Source organism: Bacillus sp. FDAARGOS_235 (assembly GCF_002073415.2).
GTDB lineage: Bacteria > Bacillota > Bacilli > Bacillales > Bacillaceae_G > Bacillus_A > Bacillus_A toyonensis.
The window spans coordinates 3,980,305-3,999,837 of the sequence record NZ_CP020437.2; the positions used below are offsets into that span (position 1 = coordinate 3,980,305).

Here is a 19,533-nt window from a genome sequence, read left to right on the forward strand (position 1 = left end):
CATAATTCATACCAATCCTCTATGAATTTAAAATTTCTTGGGAAATTTTTTCTGATTATGTCGAATAGGTATTTTTTACATATTGTAGGTGGACATTGAGGAATGCTATGAGGGAAATGGAGGGGTATTATGAAACGGTTCATAGTAAGCGTTGGTACAATGTTAGTCTTATTTTTATGTTCAATCATTAATAGTAGCGCAGAAAATAATGAAGCGAAAATTGCTTTTATTCGTCATCATGACCTCTGGATTAAAGTTGAGGGGAAAGAGAAACAACTTACAAAAGGAGAGTATATAACAGGGCCAAAGTGGTCTCATGATGGAGAGTGGCTGGCATATGTAAAAGGAAAGAAAGAAGGTAGTCTTGAGTTATATCGGCTGAAAGATGGAAAGAAAGTTACGCCGTTTCACTCAGAAGCATCGAATTATCAATGGTCACCAACAGAAAATATAATTGCATTTATATTTACAGGTACATTAAATACATTTGATGTAGAAAAAAAGAATACAGATTTTGAAAATGTATCGGCAGGTGTAGGAGATTATGCATGGTATCCTGATGGAAAGAAGTTTTTTGTATCATCTGAAGCACATTTACTTCCAACAGGGTGGACAGGAGCCCAGCTATATGAAGTACAAAAAGATGCACATATGAATCCTCATAAAATGAAGCATTTGTATGCATTACCAAATGAACATGATGATTTCCTAGCATTAGTTGCAAGTGGCTTTCGGTGGTCGCCAGATCAAAAGTGGATTTCATTTTTAGCAGTACCGACAGCTTCATGGTCAGCTGATAGCAATACGCTTTGCTTAGTTCGTGCAGATGGTAGTCGTTTTGAAAAGGTAGATCAAATGTTATTAAACACACAATGGTTCAAATGGGCGCCAGCCAACAATATATTGGCCTATATTGAAGGAAGCGGGAGAGTTGCGTTAGAGAATAAACATTTAAAAGTAAAAGAATTGCCAGCACTTCAACAGAACACATTTACACCGAAAGGATATGTCGATTGGGATTTTACATGGAAGAATGATAACGTAATTATCGTTTCACGAGCAAAAGAGGCGGGGATAGAAACTCCACCAGAAAAAAGACCACTACCATCTTTATATGAAATCGATAGTACAAGCGACGAACAACATCGAATCACAAAGCCACCTCATAGGCAAGGAGATTATCATCCGCTCTTCATGAATAAGAGTAATCAATTAATATGGATACGTTCAGACCGTAAGAAAGCGGATGTATGGCTTGCTCATAAAGATGGAAAGCATGAAATGAAGTGGATTGAAAATATAGATGTACCAGAGTGGTATTATGAGAAATGGAATTGGGAAAATGTTATCTCGGTGAAAGAAGAATAAAAAACCTGCCTAAAAGATAATTTTAGGCAGGTTTTTTATTGTTATTTATGTGTTTTATTTGGCTTCTTTTTCGCTGGGTTTCCGTTCCCCTGACGTTTTCTATTTTGTTCATCTTTTGCTTGTTTTTCATGCAGTGTATCTAAAAAATCATTCGAGTTACTCATTTTTCTATCGCTCCTTTCATTTCGTCCTAATTACTATAACCATTTAGGAGGATAATCATGAGATAAAAAGTTAAGCGCTTAATTTTCTTCGGTAGTATATGTAAAAGATGCCATACGTAATAAATAGCATAAATAAAATTTGTAACTCTATATTTTCTTTTAAAATAGTTGCGATAGAAGATGGTAAGTAAGGTGATGTATTGTTTGTTTCTACACCTAACCATTTGTTTAAGAGGTTAATGGTACAAAACATAAAAACACCGGACCAGCTTGCAATAATTGCTTTCTGTTTAATTTTTGTTTCTCGTTCATCATCTGTAATCCAAGGATTAGCAGTTTTATCACTACTAAAAAATCCGTTTATATATCCCCATATAATCATTCCAATTAAGATGGTTATCCATTTCATATTTATAATTCCCCTCTTCCTTGTAAAAAGTATTTTACATATGCAATTGTAATATTTTCCTGTTATTTATGTCAAATACTTTTTACATATTGTTTTTTTATAGCAGGAATAATGAATGAGATAGGGAAGAAATTATGTTGAAGGATTTCATGGAGAGAGGAGGATGGGTATGAAACTCGTCTTTGTTCGGCACGGTGAAGGAGAACATACAAAGGATTTGCCGGCAAGTTTACAAATGTTGAATCCATCATTAACGGATGAGGGAAGGAATCAGGCTGGATTCATTCAATTCAATGTACCATTACAGAAAACAGATATATTAATCGCTAGCCCTACACTTAGAACTTTACAAACGGCGGCGATATGGAGTGAGAAAGTAGCTTGTCAAAAAATCGTTCATCCATATGCATCCCCACGTATTTTTCCTTATCGAGAAGGAGCGAAAACATTACCATGTGATCACATAGTAGATCAAGGAATAATAACAAATTTATTTCCACATTTTTCGATTGCGAAAAGTACAAATAAGCAGTTATGGACGGAAGGTATAAATACTATTTCAGAGAATCGTTTTCAGCAAATAGTAGATGAATTTCTTCTTTGGTGTTATGAGCTGGGGGCGGAAAGAATTTGCATTGTATCTCACGACGGGACAATTACAGCGTATCGGCAATATTTACAGAAAGTCGTTTTAACTAGATCTGATTTTTTGAAAGAAACGGGTATATATAAAATGGATGTATCCCTTAATAGTTTGATTGAGGAGATCTAATTATAGGATGGAGGGTGTATGTTGAATGTTGCACTAGTAGTTGGCTTTAATTCTGATTTAGAGGCACAATCAATCCGAGCATCGCTTGAATATTTTGGGGCAAGAGTTGTGACATATTGGATTGGTAGGCCGAATGATTTCGTGGAAATTCTTTCTGGAAAGAACTTATATAACGATATCAATTATGTTGTTTTTTGCTTTCATGGTGAGGAAGGAAAGTTTGTCATGGAAGAGTTAGGTGAAGATATTTACGAACAAGATGAACCGAGAGGGAACTTTGGAGCGAAAGAAATTTATAAATATGCAAAATTGCATAATACACATATTGTAAATAGTGGGTGCACGTTAGGGGGGGGGGAATTAGCAGAATCATTTTTATATAGTGGCGCGAAATCGTATATTGGGTCGATAGATTACGTAGATGGGAATGCAGCGCTTATGTTTACAATACGCTTATTTTACAGTGTTATTAACCATGACAAAACGTTAGAAGAAGCCTTTCAAGAAGCGAGATTAATTGATGAAGAGACCGATACTTTTCGATTATATAAGTAGTGCGAGACGTGTTTATTTAAATATAGAATAAACACGTTTCACATTTAGCACACATTTTTTTTACAATTTTTTCAATGAAAATGATTATCACCTGTGGTATGATATGTTCAAGTTTTTATAGGTAATAAAAGTTACTATATAAACGTTAGTTTTTAATGTTTAATATGTATGACACAAATTATTCATAATTAACGTTTGAAAAATAAGTAACTAATGTTATTATATTATCTGTAACTGACTTAATTACACCTTTAGGAGGAAGATATGGTTATTCAATTTTTAAGAGAAAACAAAGCAGTTTCTTTTGTATTAGCAGTAATTCGAGTATATCTTGGTTACACATGGTTAATGGCTGGAATTGGTAAACTACAAGGAAAAGGATTCGATGCAACGGGTTATTTACAAGGTGCAATTGAAAAATCTAAAGGAGCACAACCGGCTGTTCAATCTTGGTGGGCATCATTTTTACAAGAATTTGCAATTCCAAATGTAGATTTGTTTAATACACTTGTAACATGGGGAGAAATTTTAGTTGGAATTGGTTTAATTGTAGGCTGTTTAACAAAAACAGCGGTCTTTTTTGGCCTTGTAATGAACTTTTCCTATATGTTTAGTGGGTCAATCGGTGTGAACCCTGAGATGGTTATCTTATCTATGTTTGTTCTTGTTTCCGGTATGAACGCTGGGAAATTTGGAATGGATGGTTTCATTATCCCGAAAGTATTGGGATCAAAAACTCAAAAACGTCAAAAGCAAGCTGCTTAATATATGAAAACGGGTATCTCAAAATGAGATACCCGTTTATGTTATTTTTCAAATTGGATCGGATTATTGTTAAAGAAGTCTTTTACATACCCTACAAATTCTTGTGGTTCTTGGCGAAATGGTGCGTGATAACCTTTTTCAATAATATGTAAAGTGCTGTTTGTTAAGAATTGGTGATACGTTTCTCCTTCTTTCCAAGAAACGCTACTATCATTTCTTCCCCATATAATTAAAGTTGGTTGTTTCATTTCATTTGCATTGATTTTAAGTCGTCTAGGCCATAACTTCATTTTATTATAATGCTCTTCATCATTACGCTTGAATTTCACTTTGCTCTCATCATAATCTGCAATTGAAGAAACGGCACTTAAATCAGTCGACAACTGTGGCTTTGGTGATCCTTGTTTATGAACGAATGTATGAGGGCCACCTGTAGCGTCAGTTAAAATAAGGTGGGTAACCGCTTCAGGGTATAAATATGTTAAATTAAGAGAAATTTCTCCACCCATCGAATGCCCTAATATTGCGAATGAATCATACCCTAGTTTTTTCATTAACTTATAATACAAATTTGCATGAGTTGGGAAAGAATAATAAAAATCCATCGGCTTAGATGAACGCCCGAATCCTAAAGCATCTACAGAAATAATCGTATGATCTTTTGCTAAATCGGAATAAATCTTTTGGAAACCATCTGATGATCCTCCAAATCCATGGATCATAAGTAAAGGTGGTTTTTCATTACCGATTTTTTTAAAGTAAATCGTTTGACCGTCTATTTCTACCATTTTTTCCTCGGTAGCTAGTTTTGCTGTAATTGTATTTTTAACTTGTTTTACTTGTTCTACTGGCTTTTCTGCTGCACTACATCCTACTAATAGTGTAAGAGTAAGACAACCTACCATAAAATAGCTAAACTGCTTCAATTAGTTGTCTCCTTTCTAACATAATGCTGTATCTATCACAGCAAATAGCATATTACGATTTCCAGGAAGTTGGCTACCATTTTTTATCATAAGAGGTGAAAGGAGCGTTTCTTGGAAATTGTCTGTTTGAAGAAAGTTACGAAATGTAAATTGTGAATGCGGGACATCAATTCGTACGATACCATGCCAACACTCACAAATCTTTTTTAATAATCGAATAGCATCTTCCTCTTGTTTTGCGATAAGTGGATTGATACATAAAATATTCCCTTTCTGTATACAGAAGGAAAAAGCTTCTATACAGTTATTTCTCTCAATTTTAAAAGAGTGTACAGCTCTTGGTAATAATAATGAGTAGAGTAGAGAGCGATTGGCACCAGTTACAATTTCATCGAGAGAGGTAATAGAGATAAGGTCTTTTTCTTTCACTTGTTGTGTTTGAACGGTATTCGTCTTAGTAGTTTGTTTTTCAAAACGATGTATCGTCGTTACTGTTTGAAATCCGCATGATGTGTATAAGGGCTCGCCAGCTTTTGTTGCAATAAGTGCAATTGGTTGTTTTGAGTGAGCGTGTTTCAAACAGCTATCTAGTAACATACGTCCAATTCCTCGCCCTTGAAAATGAGGATGAACGATTAACATGCCAATGGAAGAAAAGCTACTTGTAAAGGGAAATACACCTCCAGTTGCAATGAGTTTATTTTCATGAATATAACCTACAAGTGTGCCAATAGAGAGGTACATTTTGAATTGTTTTTTCATAAAGATTTCATCTTGTAACCATCCAACAGATTTGCAAAGATTGAGTAATTCAACAATGAAAGATTCATTTAGCTTTACTATTTTCATAAAAGTACACCACATTTCTATTTGTTTTCATAAAAATAGATTCGAAATGTAAAATAAGAGGTTTACGTTAAAGGGAATCCAACTTGTTTATATTTAGATTGTAAAGGGAACGATGCTTGATATGAAAAGACAAACTTATACAAATTATAACTTATATTTACATAAGTTAACAAAAAATTTACATATAACTAATTTTCCCTTAACAGTCTTCTATTAAATTTGATAGTGGGAAATGAATAACCTAATTAGGGGGACAAGACAGTGAAAAAGTTTGTAAAAAAAGCATGGCCATTTGCAGTTGTGGCGTCGTTAGCAGTTACTTCGGTAGCAACATGGAATTTTACACGTTCTAGTGAGGTTAATGCAGATGAGAGCGGAAACAATGCAAAGATTAAAAATGTTATTGTGTTAATTGGAGATGGCATGGGTCCTTCATATATGACGGCTCATCGTTATATGAAGGATAATCCAAAAACATTCGAGATGGAATCTACAGAATTTGATAAGCATCTTGTAGGAACACAAAAAACATATCCGGAAGATGAACATGAAAATATTACAGACTCTGCATCAGCGGCAACAGCTATGTCAGCAGGGATTAAAACATATAATGCGGCAATTGCGGTTGATAATGATAAAGCAGAAGTGAAAACTGTTCTTGAACAAGCGAAAGAAAAAGGGAAATCAACGGGACTTGTTGCGACTTCTGAAATTACACATGCAACACCAGCTGCTTTCGGTGCTCATGATATTAGCCGTAAAAATATGGACGCAATTGCAAATGATTATTTTGATGAAAAAATTAAAGGGAAGCATAAAGTTGATGTTATGCTTGGCGGCGGTGTAAAGAACTTTGTTAGAAAAGATCGTAATCTTACAGAAGAGTTTAAGAAATCTGGTTATAGCTACGTAACAGATCGAGATCAATTGTTAAATGATAAAAATGATCAAATCCTTGGTTTATTTGCACCAGGCGGTTTAGATAAAATGATTGATCGCAATGAGAAAACACCTTCACTAGAAGAAATGACGAATGCAGCAATTGAACGTTTAAACAAAAACAAAGATGGTTTCTTCTTAATGGTTGAAGGAAGTCAAATCGACTGGGCTGGGCATGATAATGATATTGTCGGTGCAATGAGTGAAATGGAGGACTTTGAAAAAGCATTTAAAGCAGCGATTGAGTTTGCGAAAAAAGATAAAAATACGTTAGTCGTTGCAACCGCAGACCACGCTACAGGTGGATTATCTCTAGGTGCGAATGGTGAGTACAACTTTAAAGTAGATCCAATTAAAGCTGCAAAACGTACACCAGACTTTATGGCAAATGAGATTGCAAAAGGTGCAAATGTAGAAGAAACATTGAAAAAATATATCGATTTACAATTAACACCAGAAGAAATTAAAGCTGTAAATGATATAGCTCCATCAAAAGATGTAACGAAGATTGATAATGCGATTGAAGATATCTTCAATAAGCGTTCGGTTACAGGGTGGACAACAGGTGGACATACAGGTGAAGATGTAAACGTATATGCATTTGGACCAGGTAAATACTTATTCTCCGGTGTTCAAGAGAATACAAATATAGCGAAACGTGTCTTTGATATTGTTGGTGGTGGCGACCCGAATAAAGGAAGACGCTAATTATGAACGAAAGTGAGGCAAAATGCCTCACTTTTCTTTTTAGGAGATGGACAGATGAGATTTTTTTTACGGAATTTAAGTTTTCTTCTATTCTTTGTATCATTGCTAGTTGGATGTCAACCTCAAGAGAATAATATAGAACAAAAACCTACTACGAAAAAAACTGAAGAAAAAGTACAGATAACGAAAGAGGAAGAACAGTCTATTCAAGATGTTATTGAGGCATTTGTACGGACGACGAATGAACGAAAATTTGCTGAACATATGGAGTTATTTTCAAAGAAGCTACCTAGTGCCGAAGACTTAAAAACACAAAAAGAAGCAGCTTTTCAAAAAGGAAATAAAAAAATTGAATTGGAACATATAGATATGAAAGCTAGTAAAGCAGGATATATCATTGTTGAAACAAAGGAAAAAGAATTAGATGGGGAAATTGCTATTCAAAAGAAAGTACAGTATGCGCTTGGAAAAGAAGATGAGACCTGGAAGATCGAAGAGGTCCGCACGATAGAGAAGAAATAAAAAAGGTTCTCCTTGAAGAGAACCTTTTTTATAGTGGTAACAGAATTTGATTTGAGCATGCTTCAATGTCATCAATATCTTGGCGAATGGTTGCCATTTTATTATCAAGATCTTCAGCTTTCATTGCTGCATCATGTAGTTCATCTTTTAAATATTCAGGTATATTTCCTTCATATTTATAATAAAGTTTATGTTCTAAACTTGCCCAAAAGTCCATTGCAAGTGTACGTAACTGAATTTCTGCAAATACATCTTTTGTACCAGAATTTAGTGATAAGGGATACTTAATAATCATGTGTAAACTTTTATATCCGTTTCCTTTTGGGTTAGCGATATAATCTTTTACTTCTATGACTTCCATATCCTCACGCTTTTGAATTACTTCTTTTAAATGATAGATGTCTTCTACGAAGCAACATGTAATACGAATACCAATGATATCTTGCAAATTTGTTTGAGCATTTTCAATTGTTGGCAATAAGTTTTTTCGCTCTAGCTTTTTTATAATACTTTCAGGTTGTTTTAGTCTAGTTTTTATATGTTCAAACGGGTTGTAATCCTCTAAAAATTGAGCTTCCCGGTTCATAATTTCAAATTTTGTTTTTAACTCTTCTAAAGCAAATGTATACGGTAATACAAAAGCTTTCCAGTAGTTAACTGTTGATTGATTATATTCCATTTATATACACACCTTTTCCTATTTACAAGTGAGGTTGTTATTTATACTAAATACCAAATCATATAAGCGCAAGCAGCAAATGATGAGATCATAAAACGATATTTAGTTTTCATACTTTCAACTCCTTTCGAGTGAGATTCTATATGAGTAAACGTGATTGTTAATAAATTCACTATGTACAACTTCTATAGTAATAGATTCATGTGAATTTCGTATGAACTAATTGTTTCAGCTTTTTGTCTTTTTTTTGTAAATCATAATTATTATCTGTAATTTAAAGTGTTTTAATTTGATTTATTCATTTGTATAAATTAATGTATATTTAAATTTATAGTTATTAAGGAGGATATATGTTGAACTTTGAAGAATTGGCAACTGCTAGGCGTTCCGCAATGAAATTTATACAAGGCATAGAAATCCCTGATGAGGATTTTAAAAAAATATTTGAGTTAACAAAGCTTTCCCCCTCTTGTTATAATTTGCAACATGCACATTATGTCGTAATTCGTGATCAAGAGCGAAAAGAAAAATTAAAAGAATTAGCTTTCGGACAATATAAAGTAGCGAGTGCATCTGCTGTAGTGCTTGTTTGTGGTGATAAGAGAGCGTATCAAAATGTTGAAAATATTTATTTTGGTATGAAGGTTTTAAAAATGATTGATGAATGTGAATATGAAGATACAATTAGGCAAACGAAAGGGTTATATGAAAGAAAAGGAGAGCGCTTCATGGAAGAGGAAGCGATTAGAAATGCTTCGTTAAGCGCAATGACTTTTATGTACGCTGCTAAATATTACGGCTATGATACGTGTCCAATGATTGGTTTTGATGAAAAAGCAGTACAAAATGAGTTGAATATGCCAGGGCATATAGTACCTGTTTTAATGGTTACGATAGGGAAAAGTGATACCACTAAAATTCGTCCTAGAGGATATCGAAAGCCAATTAGCGAGTTCGTTACATACGAATCGTTTTAATCAAAATGATAGATTACTAAAAACAAAAGGGTTCTATTTAGAATCCTTTTGTTGTGTGATTGACAAATAGAATGAAGTTATATAATATATAAATCGTAATCATTACGTTTTAGTTGCAATCTTTGAAAGAGAGGAGAATTACATATGCGTGTAAATATTACATTAGCTTGTACGGAGTGCGGTGATCGTAATTACATTTCTAAAAAAAATAAACGAAACAATCCCGAGCGCATCGAACTAAAAAAATATTGTCCACGATTAAAGCGAGTAACGTTACATCGTGAAACGAAGTAAAAGACTAGAGATTTCTCTAGTCTTTTTTTATTAATAAGTTTTGGATTTGTTTGTTATAATTACCTTAAATTGTAACGCAGGGAGAGGTATGATGAATCAAAAAGATAAAGAAAGAAAAGAGCAAGTGGCTCATATGATTGACATTCCAGATGAATATAGGCTTGTTGTAGATGATCAAGAAGGTGTGGATGACCCATATCATCTAGTATGGTGGGAGCATAAAGAGGATGAGGAGAGAACGATACAAATTACGTTGAATAGACATACTGGTAATTTAATTGAATTTAGTATAGATGATGAAATTTATTTTTCGAGTGGTAAGGAAGCGATAGATGAGAATAAAGCAAGAGAGATTGCAAATGCATTCTTAAAAAAATATACAAAAGAAGGATATGAGTTTTATACATATATAACGGTTAAGGATGACAGGCGTGGGTGGAAAGAAGTAAATTATATGCAAGAAGTGAATGGCTACCCATTACGGAATGCAGGGTGTGTTGTGCGAGTTCATCCTTCAGGCAATGTTGTACATTTTCGTTATAATGGACAAAAAGCTATTGAGAAAAAACCGTTATGGCCAAGTGAAATTGTTGAGGAGAACGTCGTTTTAGAAAATCTGAAAGCTAGACAAGATATGAGACTTGTATTTGTAGATTTAACACATTCCCCATGTAAATATGAAAATGGTGAGGAAGTAAAAGGGTATCATCTCGTATATGAACCAGAACCTAGTCATGCGTTTATTGATGCAAGTACAGGTAAAGATTTGTTTGGAACAGATCATTATAAATTGCCTCTAACTGTAGCTGTTGAAAACCCGAAAAAAGGTATTCGACAAGATGATATATTCGATTTGTTTGATTGGGATAAAGAAAATTTTACAAAAGTTGCTGAGAAGGAAAATGATTATGAAATAAGGATGAAATTTGTTCCGAAAGAGGAATTACAGAAACAGAAAGAAGAAAAGAATCCATATTTAATGAATGAATTTTTTAAAAAGCATTTACCGATGTTAAAATATAATAATTTTGTTGGCATTATGATTGATAAATCTACCAATGAATTAACTGGTTTTATAAAACTGACAGACGATAATGAAGTAAAGCAAATACTGTCTAGAGAGGAATGCATACAAAAAGCACTTCAATTTTTGGAACAAGTTATTCCAGATGTCACACAATATCTACGTCTTTGGGAAGAACGTGAAGAAGCAGAAGATGGGATTGAAAGGTTTACCTTTTCCGTATATGTGAATGGTATTCCAGCAGAGTATAACCAATTTAGAGTCAATATCAATGCAGAAAATGGTGCTGTGATGCACTACTCCGGAGAGTCTAGCAAATTTATAAAAGAATTACTTACATATGAAACAACAATAAAAATAACAAAAGAAAAAGCGCTAGAAATATACAGAGGGGCCATGCGAGTGAATTTAGAATGGTTTTTAGAAAATGATGTAGAGGAAACGAACTACGTACTACTGTATAAACAAACAACGGATGAAAATCATAAAGAATCCTTCGATTGTAGTCGAGAAATTCGTTATATTGATGCGCATACTGGGGAGAAAATTTGGAGTGAATAAGGAAAAGGTCTTCGAGAGAAGACCTTTTTTTAGAAATAACGATTTATTCTTCGTATATATCGATTTTGTATAACCACTTTTGTACACTAGCAGGTGGTCCTTCTGTTCTCCACTTTGTTGTGCACATTCCACAGGAACAGTGAATTTTTCCTTTTGCAAAAATACCAGCTGTTTTAGGTGTATGTCCCCATGCATGTTTTACGATAATCATCTTTCGGCGCATCGTACGCTGACGTTGGTGCCTTGTATAAGCACGTGTTCTTTCAAATTTCATATTTGTATAATCCCTCCTTGTAGTACAAGTAGCTTGCAAGAGCGTACAAGGAGTTCATCTCTTACCAGCTACTTATGAACAAGAGGGTAATGAAATGTTTCATATTCCACTCTCCAATCTTTTGTTTAAGTATATGTAGCAAAGCTTTTTGAGACAAATATTATGCGTAAAAACATATTGGAATGATATCGTACAGACACAAACAACCTCACGCCCACATACACATAATAAAGACCACTATTTTGGCGGAGGTGAAAGGTTTGAGTCTATTCGCCGCAATTGGATATATGGTTCGAGAAGTGTTTGTCTTTGTTTCTTATGTGAAGAACAATGCGTTCCCGCAGCCGTTATCATCAGATGATGAGAGAAAGTACTTAGAGTTAATGGAGCAAGGTGATGCTCAAGCGAGAAATCTTTTAATTGAACATAATTTACGGCTTGTAGCTCATATCGTTAAAAAATTTGAAAACACAGGAGAAGATGCAGAAGATTTAATTTCAATTGGTACAATTGGGCTCATTAAAGCAATTGAGAGTTATTCAGCAGGGAAAGGAACAAAGCTTGCGACGTATGCAGCACGCTGTATTGAAAACGAAATTTTGATGCATTTACGTGTACTAAAGAAAACGAAAAAAGACGTTTCACTTCATGATCCGATCGGGCAAGATAAAGAGGGGAATGAAATATCGCTTATTGATATATTAAAATCTGAGTCTGAAGATGTAATTGATATGATTCAGCTTAGTATGGAGTTAGAAAAGATTAAAGAGTATATCGATATTTTAGACGAACGAGAGAAAGAAGTTATCGTAAAGCGCTTTGGACTTGGGCTTGATAAGGAGAAAACGCAGCGGGAGATTGCGAAGGCACTTGGTATTTCAAGGAGCTACGTATCAAGAATTGAAAAGCGTGCGTTAATGAAAATGTTCCATGAATTTGTAAGAGCAGAGAAAGAGAAAAAAGCGAAAGAATAATGTGCATTGCAAGCAGCCAAATTTTAAAATGGGCTGCTTTTCTTTTTGTAAATAAGGAAAGAAAACGAGTTGTATTAAGAAGAAATACATGTTCACTGTTGAAAATGACGGATTCTATCTGTAATATTAGAGGGTGCTAAACAATTTAAGAATAATACCATACTTAACTTAGTTTTCGATTTGCATAATGAACAGTTCTATATGATATGTGGGAATAAGAACCAGTTTTACATATGATATAGAAAGAAAATAAGGGAAAACTAAAGTTATAGACTGGTTAGGAGGTTTCGCAATTTGCGACGTACATTATATCGACTTATGATAGAACTTACAAATGGTCGCTTTACTTCTTATATATTACGTAAATTTGCACAATCTCGTTTGAGCTCCATCATAATTCCATCATATGCGAAAGTTTTTCAAATTAATCAAGATGAGATGGAAAAGGGTTTGAAGGAATATAGAACATTGCATGACTTATTTACGCGTAGGCTAAAAGAAGGAAAGCGTAGTATTGATACAGATACATCGAGTATCGTTAGCCCTGTTGATGGTGTTTTTGCTGACCACGGTCCTATTGAGGATACAAAAACATTTGATATTAAAGGTAAGCGTTATTCAATTGTGGATATGCTAGGTAATGAAGAACGTGCAAAGCGATATGCAGGCGGTACATACATGGTCATTTATTTGAGTCCAAGTCATTATCATCGCATTCATAGTCCACTTTCTGGGGCTGTGACTGAAAGATTTGTACTCGGTAGAAAATCATATCCGGTAAATGCAGCTGGTATGGAATACGGTAAAGAACCACTGTCAAAAAATTATCGTTCTGTTACAGAAGTGAATAGTGACGGCGAACATATGGCACTTGTAAAAGTAGGGGCTATGTTTGTTAATAGTATTGAGCTTTTGCATGAAAGAAGTACTGTTCAAAAAGGTGAAGAAATGGCATACTTTACATTTGGTTCAACAGTTGTATTATTGTTTGAAAAAGATATGATAGAAGTAGTGCAGAATTTGAAGAGCGGACAAGAACTTCGTCTCGGTGAAAAAATTGCTACTCGATTAACTCACAAGTAAAGAGAAGATTTTATAATCGTAAATAAGAGTTATGGACAAAGATGCTTAATGATGAAATCCCCTAGATGGGAGTACTTGTTTATTCGAGAGCCATCGTAGGATGGCTCTTTTTACAGGTTATTAGTAATCTATATGTACTCAAGAAGATTTGGCAAGCTTGTCCTCTAATGAGCGTCTAATAATTTCTTGTTTTATAAGTAAAATGAAGTCGGGATTTAATTTTAGTTCTTTTGCTTTATAATAAGACTCAGTGAGTAACTCAGTAGATAACTGTTCCATATGTTTTGTTTTCAAGGTGAGTCACCTCCTAATAATATAAGGATTGATTCGTTGTTGCATTTAATGTACCAAAAAAATATGACAGTCACAAACAAGTGGTTATCCACATACCACAGTGGATAAATTGTGTATAGATTGTTAGTAAATTCCAAATTGACTGAAAAATTAATGTGGAAAGTGTGTACAATTTTATCCACAGGTTGTATATCGAAAAATGTTGTCGAAAAATTTTATGAAAAATCCTCAAAGAGGTGAAAGAAATTGAAATTATTTTTACCAAATGAATATGTGAAAAATGTATATCATGTTCAACCAGAAGATTTGAAAAAACGTGGAATTAAAGGAGTTATTACTGATTTAGATAACACGTTAATTGAATGGGATCGTCCAAATGCAACGCCGCAACTTGAAGAGTGGTTTTTAAAAATGAAAGAGCAAGGCATTCAAGTAACGGTCGTTTCGAATAATAATGAGCAACGTGTGAAAGACTTTGCTGATCCATTAAATATTCCATTTATTCATAGTGCACGTAAACCATTTGTTCGTGCATTTAAGCGTGCGATACAAGAGATGCACCTGCAGCCGGATGAAGTTGTAGTAATTGGGGATCAGTTGCTTACAGATGTGCTTGGTGGAAATCGTGTAGGACTTCATACAATCTTAGTTGTGCCAGTAGCGCAAACGGATGGATTGGTGACTCGCTTTAATCGAAAAATTGAACGAAGAATTATGAAAAATATGAAGAAAAAAGGTTTAATTAACTGGGAGGAATAAAGTTTGACTGAAACAATTAAATGTATTGGTTGCGGTGTAGAAATTCAAACAGAAAATAAAAATGAAGTTGGGTATGCGCCTGCCTCATCTTTAGAAAAAGAGCAAGTGATTTGTCAACGCTGTTTTCGCTTGAAACATTACAATGAAATTCAAGATGTATCGCTAACAGATGATGACTTCCTACGCATTCTAAATGGAATTGGAAGGTCAGATGCATTAGTAGTCAAGATTGTAGATATTTTTGATTTTAATGGTAGCTGGTTACCTGGCTTACATCGTTTCGTAGGAAATAATAAAGTATTACTTGTAGGAAATAAGGCGGATTTAATTCCTAAGTCAGTAAAACATGATAAAGTAAAGCATTGGATGCGCTATAGTGCAAAGCAGTTAGGATTAAAGCCAGAGGATGTCTTTTTAATTAGTGCAGCGAAGGGACAAGGGATTGCTGAATTAGCGGATGCTATTGAGTATTATCGCGACGGCAAAGATGTTTACGTTGTTGGATGTACGAATGTAGGAAAATCTACATTTATTAATCGTATGATTAAAGAATTTAGTGATGAGACTGAAAATGTAATTACAACATCTCATTTCCCAGGAACAACACTTGACTTAATTGATATTCCATTAGACGAAGAATCTTCTTTATATGATACGCCAGGTATTATTAACCACCATCAAATGGCTCATTATGTTGGAAAGGAAAGCTTAAAGCTTATTACACCAACAAAAGAAATTAAGCCGATGGTATTCCAATTAAATGAGGAACAAACATTATTCTTTAGTGGATTGGCACGCTTTGATTATGTAAGTGGTGGTCGTCGTGCGTTTACTTGTCACTTCTCAAATCGTTTAACAATTCATCGTACAAAGCTTGAGAAAGCAGATGAATTGTATAAAAATCATGCCGGAGATTTACTAAGCCCGCCAACACCAGAAGAATTAGAAAATATGCCTGAGCTGGTGAAATACGAGTTTAATATTCGTGAACCGAAAACGGACGTTGTATTCTCTGGATTAGGATGGGTTACTGTAAACGAATCAGGAGCAAAAATTGTTGCTCACGTACCAAAAGGAGTAAGTGTTTCATTGCGTAAATCTTTAATTTAATATGGAGAGGGATTTATGAAACAATTATATGGTGTAATCGGAAATCCAATTGGACATTCATTATCGCCCGTTATGCATAACGATGCATTTGAACACTTGAATATGGATGCCCATTATCATGCGTTTCTTGTAGAAGAAGGGCTAGGGGAAGCAGTAAGAGGTTTAAAAACGTTAGGTATTTCAGGATTTAATGTAACAACTCCGCACAAAGTTGCTATTATGGATTATTTGGATGAGATTGACCCACTAGCAAGGCAAATTGGTGCAGTAAATACAGTGGTTCATAAGGATGGAAAATTAATTGGCTACAATACAGATGGAATCGGTTTTGTCCGAGCCTTACAGTCAATTAGTAGTGAACCACTTCAAGAGAAACGTATTTTATTACTTGGCGCTGGTGGTGCTAGCCGAGCTATTTATTTTTCTCTTGCTGATGTAGGTGTGAAAGAAATTGATGTAGCAAATCGTACAGTCGATAAGGCGAAAGAACTTATTGCTGCATGTGCGGCTGATGTTCATTCTGTTGCTTTATCGTTAGAAAAAGCGACAGAAGAACAAGGGAATTATGATATTATCATTCAGACGACAACAAGAGGTATGCATCCGCATGTCGAACATACGCCATTACAAATTTGTTCGTTAAAAGAAGGAACAATTGTATCAGATATAATTTATAATCCATTTGAAACGAAAATTTTATGTGAGGCAAAAGAGCAAGGTGCAATCATTCAAAATGGTATTGATATGTTTGTTTATCAAGGGGCACTTGCATTTGAAATGTGGACAGGACGCGTGCCAAATATTGATAGAATGAAACAATTAGTAATGAGAAAGCTTGGAGGCTAATTATATGTTAACAGGAAAACAAAAAAGATTTTTACGTGCACAGGCACATCATTTAACACCAATTTTTCAGGTTGGAAAAGGCGGCGTAAATGAAAATATGGTGAAACAAATTGGAGAAGCATTAGAGGTTCGTGAATTATTTAAAGTGAGCGTGCTACAAAATTGTGAATTCGATCGTCGTGAAGTTGCAGAAGAACTTGCACAAGGTGCACGTGCTGAAATCGTTCAAGTAATTGGAAGCACAATTGTTTTATATAAAGAATCAAGAGAAAATAAACAAATTAAGCTTCCTCGATAAAAAGATTAGCATGCGGTACTTTTATTGCTAGTGCTTAATGATGTAGAGAGCGAAACCAATTGAACTTTTATTAACAGTGAACTCTCTTCGAATTGATAGGAAGAGAGTTGCTGTATGTAAAAGGAAGGGGCGTTTCTTTTGAGAAAAATTGGCATCATTGGCGGTACATTTGATCCGCCTCATTATGGGCATTTGCTAATTGCAAATGAAGTATATCACGCTTTGGACTTGGAAGAAGTATGGTTCCTGCCAAATCAAATTCCGCCACATAAACAAGGGCGGAATATTACAAGTGTAGAAAGTCGTTTAAAGATGTTAGAGCTTGCGACTGAGGAAGAAGCATACTTTTCAATTTGTTTAGAAGAGCTAAACAGAGAAGGCCCATCTTATACGTATGACACTATGTTACAATTAACGGAAAAGTATCCGGATGTGCAGTTCCACTTTATTATTGGTGGAGATATGGTTGAGTATTTGCCAAAGTGGTATAACATTGAAAAGTTACTTACACTTGTAACTTTCGTTGGAGTTACGAGACCAGGTTATACATTGCATACGCCTTATAATATTGTAAAAGTGGAAATTCCAGAGTTTGCAGTTTCTTCTTCTTTGTTACGTGAGAGGTATATGGAGAAGAAAACGTGCAAATATTTACTTCCGGAAAAAGTACAGGTATATATCGAGAGGAATGGGTTGTATGAATCGTGAGGAAGCACTTCATATTGTGAAACAACAAATGCATGAAAAGCGTTATGTACACACAATAGGTGTAATGGAAACAGCGATTGAACTGGCTCGTTTATATGATGTAGATGAGAAAAAGGCAGAAACAGCTGCTATCTTTCATGATTATGCAAAATGTAGAGCGATTTCAGAAATGGAAGAGATTATTAAGAGGGAAGGTTTGCCGAAGGATCTACTTCACTATAACAAAGAGTTATGGCATGCACCTGTTGGGGCATACTTAGTAGAAAAAGAAGTAGGCATTACGGATCCTGAAATTTTGCAAGCTATTACATACCATACAAGTGGTCATGAGAAAATGACGATGTTAGATAAAGTGATTTATGTAGCAGATTACATTGAGCCGGGGCGTAAGTTTCCTGGTGTAGAAGAAGCGAGAAAACTCGCATATAAAGATATAAATCAAGCGTTACTGTTTGCTTTAAAGCGAACAATTCAATTTTTAATGGAAAAAAATCAAACGATTTATCCATTAACATTCCAAACATACAATGCAGTTATCAAGGAGGAAATTATTAAATGAAAGATAAAGATTTATTAGTATTAGCAGCAAAAGCAGCTGATGATAAGAGAGCAGAAGATATGGTTGTACTAAATATGCAAGGGATTTCACCAATTGCAGACTATTTCATTATTTGTCACGGAAACTCTGATAAACAGGTGCAAGCAATTGCGCGTGAAATTAAAGCGAAGGCGCATGAATTCGAAATTAATGTACAACGTATGGAAGGTTTTGATGAGGCTCGTTGGGTATTAGTAGACCTTGGTGATGTGGTTGCTCATGTATTCCATAAAGATGAGCGTGATCACTACAATTTAGAGCGTCTATGGGGCGATGTACCACGTGAAGATATTACTGAAGAGTTAGATCAATGAAATACGAACAATTTGCATTACTGTATGACGAACTGATGAATGATGTCCCGTATGATAAATGGGTAGAGTTCACAGAGGAAAGTTTGCAGCATGCGGGCATGAAAGAGGCAAAAATTCTTGATGTAGCATGTGGAACTGGTAACGTAACACTACCGCTTATGCGAAAAGGTTATGATTTAACTGGTGTAGATCTTTCAGAAGAAATGTTAACTGTCGCACAGCAGAAATTAGGAGGAGAAGGTTATTTTCTTCCTTTTTACCAACAAGATATGAGAGAACTTGATGTTCCTGGTGAATTTGATTGTGTAACAATCTTTTGTGATTCGTTAAACTATGTATTGCAAGAAGATGGAGTGCAAGAAACGTTTAGAAGAGTCTTCCATCATTTACGTCAAGATGGCTTGTTTTTATTCGACGTACACTCTTTATATAAAATACATCACGTATTTCAAAATGAAACATATACAGTGAATGGCGAGGAAATATCACTTATTTGGAACTGTTTCCCTGGAGAAGAATCCAATAGTGTGGAACATGATTTGACATTCTTTGTACAAGATCCAGAAGAAGATGTATATCATCGTTTTGATGAATGTCACGTGCAACGAGCATATTCGGTTGAAGAATTAACGAAATGGCTTGAAGAGGCTGGATTTACAGTGCTTCGCGTCACAGGAGACTTTGAACGAATTGAAGTGACAGAACAAACAGAGCGCATCTTTTTTATGGCGAAGAAGAATGGATAAAACAAAAGCAACCGATA

At 34.7% G+C, this 19,533-nt stretch carries 26 protein-coding genes; 19 read left to right on the top strand and 7 right to left on the bottom strand.

From position 1 onward, the window contains the following. Positions 1–129 precede the first annotated feature (129 nt). Positions 130–1,368, top strand: a complete 1,239-nt coding sequence (locus A6J74_RS22705) for a TolB family protein (protein WP_000819444.1) — start codon at positions 130–132, stop codon at positions 1,366–1,368. A gap of 41 nt (positions 1,369–1,409) precedes the next feature. On the opposite strand, the gene A6J74_RS22710 is transcribed toward A6J74_RS22705, so the two are convergent. Further along, positions 1,410–1,532, bottom strand: a complete 123-nt coding sequence (locus A6J74_RS22710) for a DUF4023 domain-containing protein (RefSeq protein ID WP_000071861.1) — start codon at positions 1,530–1,532, stop codon at positions 1,410–1,412. Positions 1,533–1,602: 70 nt separating this feature from the next. After that, on the bottom strand, positions 1,603–1,941 hold the full coding sequence (locus tag A6J74_RS22715; protein ID WP_000871278.1) for a hypothetical protein: 339 nt from the start codon (positions 1,939–1,941) through the stop codon (positions 1,603–1,605). Positions 1,942–2,110: 169 nt separating this feature from the next. Between A6J74_RS22715 and A6J74_RS22720 the strand changes: the two genes are divergently transcribed. The 3 genes from A6J74_RS22720 to A6J74_RS22730 all read left to right on the top strand — a co-directional run bounded on the left by A6J74_RS22720 (position 2,111) and on the right by A6J74_RS22730 (position 4,033). Next, entirely contained in the window at positions 2,111–2,713 is a 603-nt protein-coding gene (locus tag A6J74_RS22720) for a histidine phosphatase family protein (RefSeq protein WP_000779723.1), read from the top strand. An 18-nt stretch (positions 2,714–2,731) separates the two neighbouring features. Then, positions 2,732–3,268 (top strand): hypothetical protein, encoded by a 537-nt coding sequence (locus A6J74_RS22725; RefSeq protein ID WP_000935638.1) that lies wholly within the window; start codon positions 2,732–2,734, stop codon positions 3,266–3,268. Between the two features lie 264 nt (positions 3,269–3,532). Next, positions 3,533–4,033 carry a DoxX family protein gene (locus A6J74_RS22730; protein WP_000236610.1) on the top strand — a complete coding sequence of 167 codons (501 nt, stop codon included), beginning with the start codon at positions 3,533–3,535 and terminating at the stop codon, positions 4,031–4,033. Between the two features lie 41 nt (positions 4,034–4,074). Here A6J74_RS22730 and A6J74_RS22735 read toward each other — a convergent pair whose 3' ends face one another. Beyond that, complete coding sequence (locus A6J74_RS22735) at positions 4,075–4,959, bottom strand: alpha/beta fold hydrolase (protein WP_000808868.1); 885 nt, start codon at positions 4,957–4,959, stop codon at positions 4,075–4,077. Positions 4,960–4,974: 15 nt separating this feature from the next. Continuing rightward, positions 4,975–5,808 (bottom strand): GNAT family N-acetyltransferase, encoded by an 834-nt coding sequence (locus tag A6J74_RS22740; RefSeq protein ID WP_000706708.1) that lies wholly within the window; start codon positions 5,806–5,808, stop codon positions 4,975–4,977. A gap of 261 nt (positions 5,809–6,069) precedes the next feature. Between A6J74_RS22740 and A6J74_RS22745 the strand changes: the two genes are divergently transcribed. Next, positions 6,070–7,455, top strand: a complete 1,386-nt coding sequence (locus tag A6J74_RS22745; protein ID WP_000714919.1) for an alkaline phosphatase — start codon at positions 6,070–6,072, stop codon at positions 7,453–7,455. 54 nt (positions 7,456–7,509) lie between these two features. After that, the gene (locus A6J74_RS22750) at positions 7,510–7,977 is read left to right on the top strand and encodes a hypothetical protein (RefSeq protein ID WP_001210413.1); all 468 of its coding nucleotides are present in this window, start codon (positions 7,510–7,512) and stop codon (positions 7,975–7,977) included. A gap of 28 nt (positions 7,978–8,005) precedes the next feature. Here A6J74_RS22750 and A6J74_RS22755 read toward each other — a convergent pair whose 3' ends face one another. After that, positions 8,006–8,656, bottom strand: coding sequence for a GTP pyrophosphokinase (locus A6J74_RS22755; RefSeq protein ID WP_000456209.1), 651 nt, complete (start codon positions 8,654–8,656; stop codon positions 8,006–8,008). A 350-nt stretch (positions 8,657–9,006) separates the two neighbouring features. Here A6J74_RS22755 and A6J74_RS22760 point away from each other — a divergent pair, with 350 nt between their 5' ends. From A6J74_RS22760 to A6J74_RS22770, 3 genes are all read left to right on the top strand, one after another. Beyond that, on the top strand, positions 9,007–9,633 hold the full coding sequence (locus A6J74_RS22760) for a nitroreductase family protein (protein ID WP_000931468.1): 627 nt from the start codon (positions 9,007–9,009) through the stop codon (positions 9,631–9,633). A gap of 144 nt (positions 9,634–9,777) precedes the next feature. Next, positions 9,778–9,927, top strand: a complete 150-nt coding sequence (rpmG, locus tag A6J74_RS22765; protein WP_001265617.1) for a 50S ribosomal protein L33 — start codon at positions 9,778–9,780, stop codon at positions 9,925–9,927. A 91-nt stretch (positions 9,928–10,018) separates the two neighbouring features. Beyond that, positions 10,019–11,512 carry a YcdB/YcdC domain-containing protein gene (locus A6J74_RS22770; protein WP_001072079.1) on the top strand — a complete coding sequence of 498 codons (1,494 nt, stop codon included), beginning with the start codon at positions 10,019–10,021 and terminating at the stop codon, positions 11,510–11,512. Between the two features lie 43 nt (positions 11,513–11,555). Here A6J74_RS22770 and A6J74_RS22775 read toward each other — a convergent pair whose 3' ends face one another. Further along, the gene (locus tag A6J74_RS22775) at positions 11,556–11,786 is read right to left on the bottom strand and encodes a hypothetical protein (protein ID WP_000667452.1); all 231 of its coding nucleotides are present in this window, start codon (positions 11,784–11,786) and stop codon (positions 11,556–11,558) included. 260 nt (positions 11,787–12,046) lie between these two features. Between A6J74_RS22775 and sigK the strand changes: the two genes are divergently transcribed. Together sigK and A6J74_RS22785 are read left to right on the top strand one after the other, a co-directional pair. Then, a complete protein-coding gene (gene sigK / locus A6J74_RS22780) occupies positions 12,047–12,760 on the top strand; it encodes an RNA polymerase sporulation sigma factor SigK (RefSeq protein ID WP_000051382.1) in 714 nt (237 codons plus the stop codon). Positions 12,761–13,054: 294 nt separating this feature from the next. Next, positions 13,055–13,843, top strand: coding sequence for a phosphatidylserine decarboxylase (locus A6J74_RS22785; protein ID WP_001254986.1), 789 nt, complete (start codon positions 13,055–13,057; stop codon positions 13,841–13,843). Between the two features lie 138 nt (positions 13,844–13,981). Here A6J74_RS22785 and sda read toward each other — a convergent pair whose 3' ends face one another. After that, positions 13,982–14,137, bottom strand: a complete 156-nt coding sequence (gene sda, locus A6J74_RS22790) for a sporulation histidine kinase inhibitor Sda (protein ID WP_000850093.1) — start codon at positions 14,135–14,137, stop codon at positions 13,982–13,984. A gap of 246 nt (positions 14,138–14,383) precedes the next feature. On the opposite strand from sda, the gene A6J74_RS22795 reads away from it, so the two are divergent. The 8 genes from A6J74_RS22795 to A6J74_RS22830 all read left to right on the top strand — a co-directional run bounded on the left by A6J74_RS22795 (position 14,384) and on the right by A6J74_RS22830 (position 19,516). Continuing rightward, the gene (locus A6J74_RS22795; protein WP_000765312.1) at positions 14,384–14,896 is read left to right on the top strand and encodes a YqeG family HAD IIIA-type phosphatase; all 513 of its coding nucleotides are present in this window, start codon (positions 14,384–14,386) and stop codon (positions 14,894–14,896) included. Positions 14,897–14,899: 3 nt separating this feature from the next. Next, positions 14,900–16,006 (top strand): ribosome biogenesis GTPase YqeH, encoded by a 1,107-nt coding sequence (yqeH, locus tag A6J74_RS22800; protein ID WP_000140803.1) that lies wholly within the window; start codon positions 14,900–14,902, stop codon positions 16,004–16,006. A gap of 15 nt (positions 16,007–16,021) precedes the next feature. Beyond that, complete coding sequence (gene aroE, locus A6J74_RS22805; protein WP_000812082.1) at positions 16,022–16,852, top strand: shikimate dehydrogenase; 831 nt, start codon at positions 16,022–16,024, stop codon at positions 16,850–16,852. 4 nt (positions 16,853–16,856) lie between these two features. Then, positions 16,857–17,150 carry a ribosome assembly RNA-binding protein YhbY gene (yhbY, locus tag A6J74_RS22810; RefSeq protein WP_000955228.1) on the top strand — a complete coding sequence of 98 codons (294 nt, stop codon included), beginning with the start codon at positions 16,857–16,859 and terminating at the stop codon, positions 17,148–17,150. A 138-nt stretch (positions 17,151–17,288) separates the two neighbouring features. Continuing rightward, the gene (locus A6J74_RS22815) at positions 17,289–17,858 is read left to right on the top strand and encodes a nicotinate-nucleotide adenylyltransferase (protein ID WP_001226034.1); all 570 of its coding nucleotides are present in this window, start codon (positions 17,289–17,291) and stop codon (positions 17,856–17,858) included. Next, positions 17,848–18,417 carry a bis(5'-nucleosyl)-tetraphosphatase (symmetrical) YqeK gene (yqeK, locus tag A6J74_RS22820; protein ID WP_001078253.1) on the top strand — a complete coding sequence of 190 codons (570 nt, stop codon included), beginning with the start codon at positions 17,848–17,850 and terminating at the stop codon, positions 18,415–18,417. Before A6J74_RS22815 ends, yqeK begins: the two co-directional genes overlap by 11 nt. Then, positions 18,414–18,770: a ribosome silencing factor gene (gene rsfS, locus A6J74_RS22825; RefSeq protein ID WP_000653199.1), complete on the top strand. Its 357-nt coding sequence runs from the start codon at positions 18,414–18,416 to the stop codon at positions 18,768–18,770. Before yqeK ends, rsfS begins: the two co-directional genes overlap by 4 nt. Beyond that, positions 18,767–19,516 carry a class I SAM-dependent methyltransferase gene (locus A6J74_RS22830; RefSeq protein ID WP_000873061.1) on the top strand — a complete coding sequence of 250 codons (750 nt, stop codon included), beginning with the start codon at positions 18,767–18,769 and terminating at the stop codon, positions 19,514–19,516. Before rsfS ends, A6J74_RS22830 begins: the two co-directional genes overlap by 4 nt. The last annotated feature ends 17 nt before the right edge of the window (positions 19,517–19,533 follow it).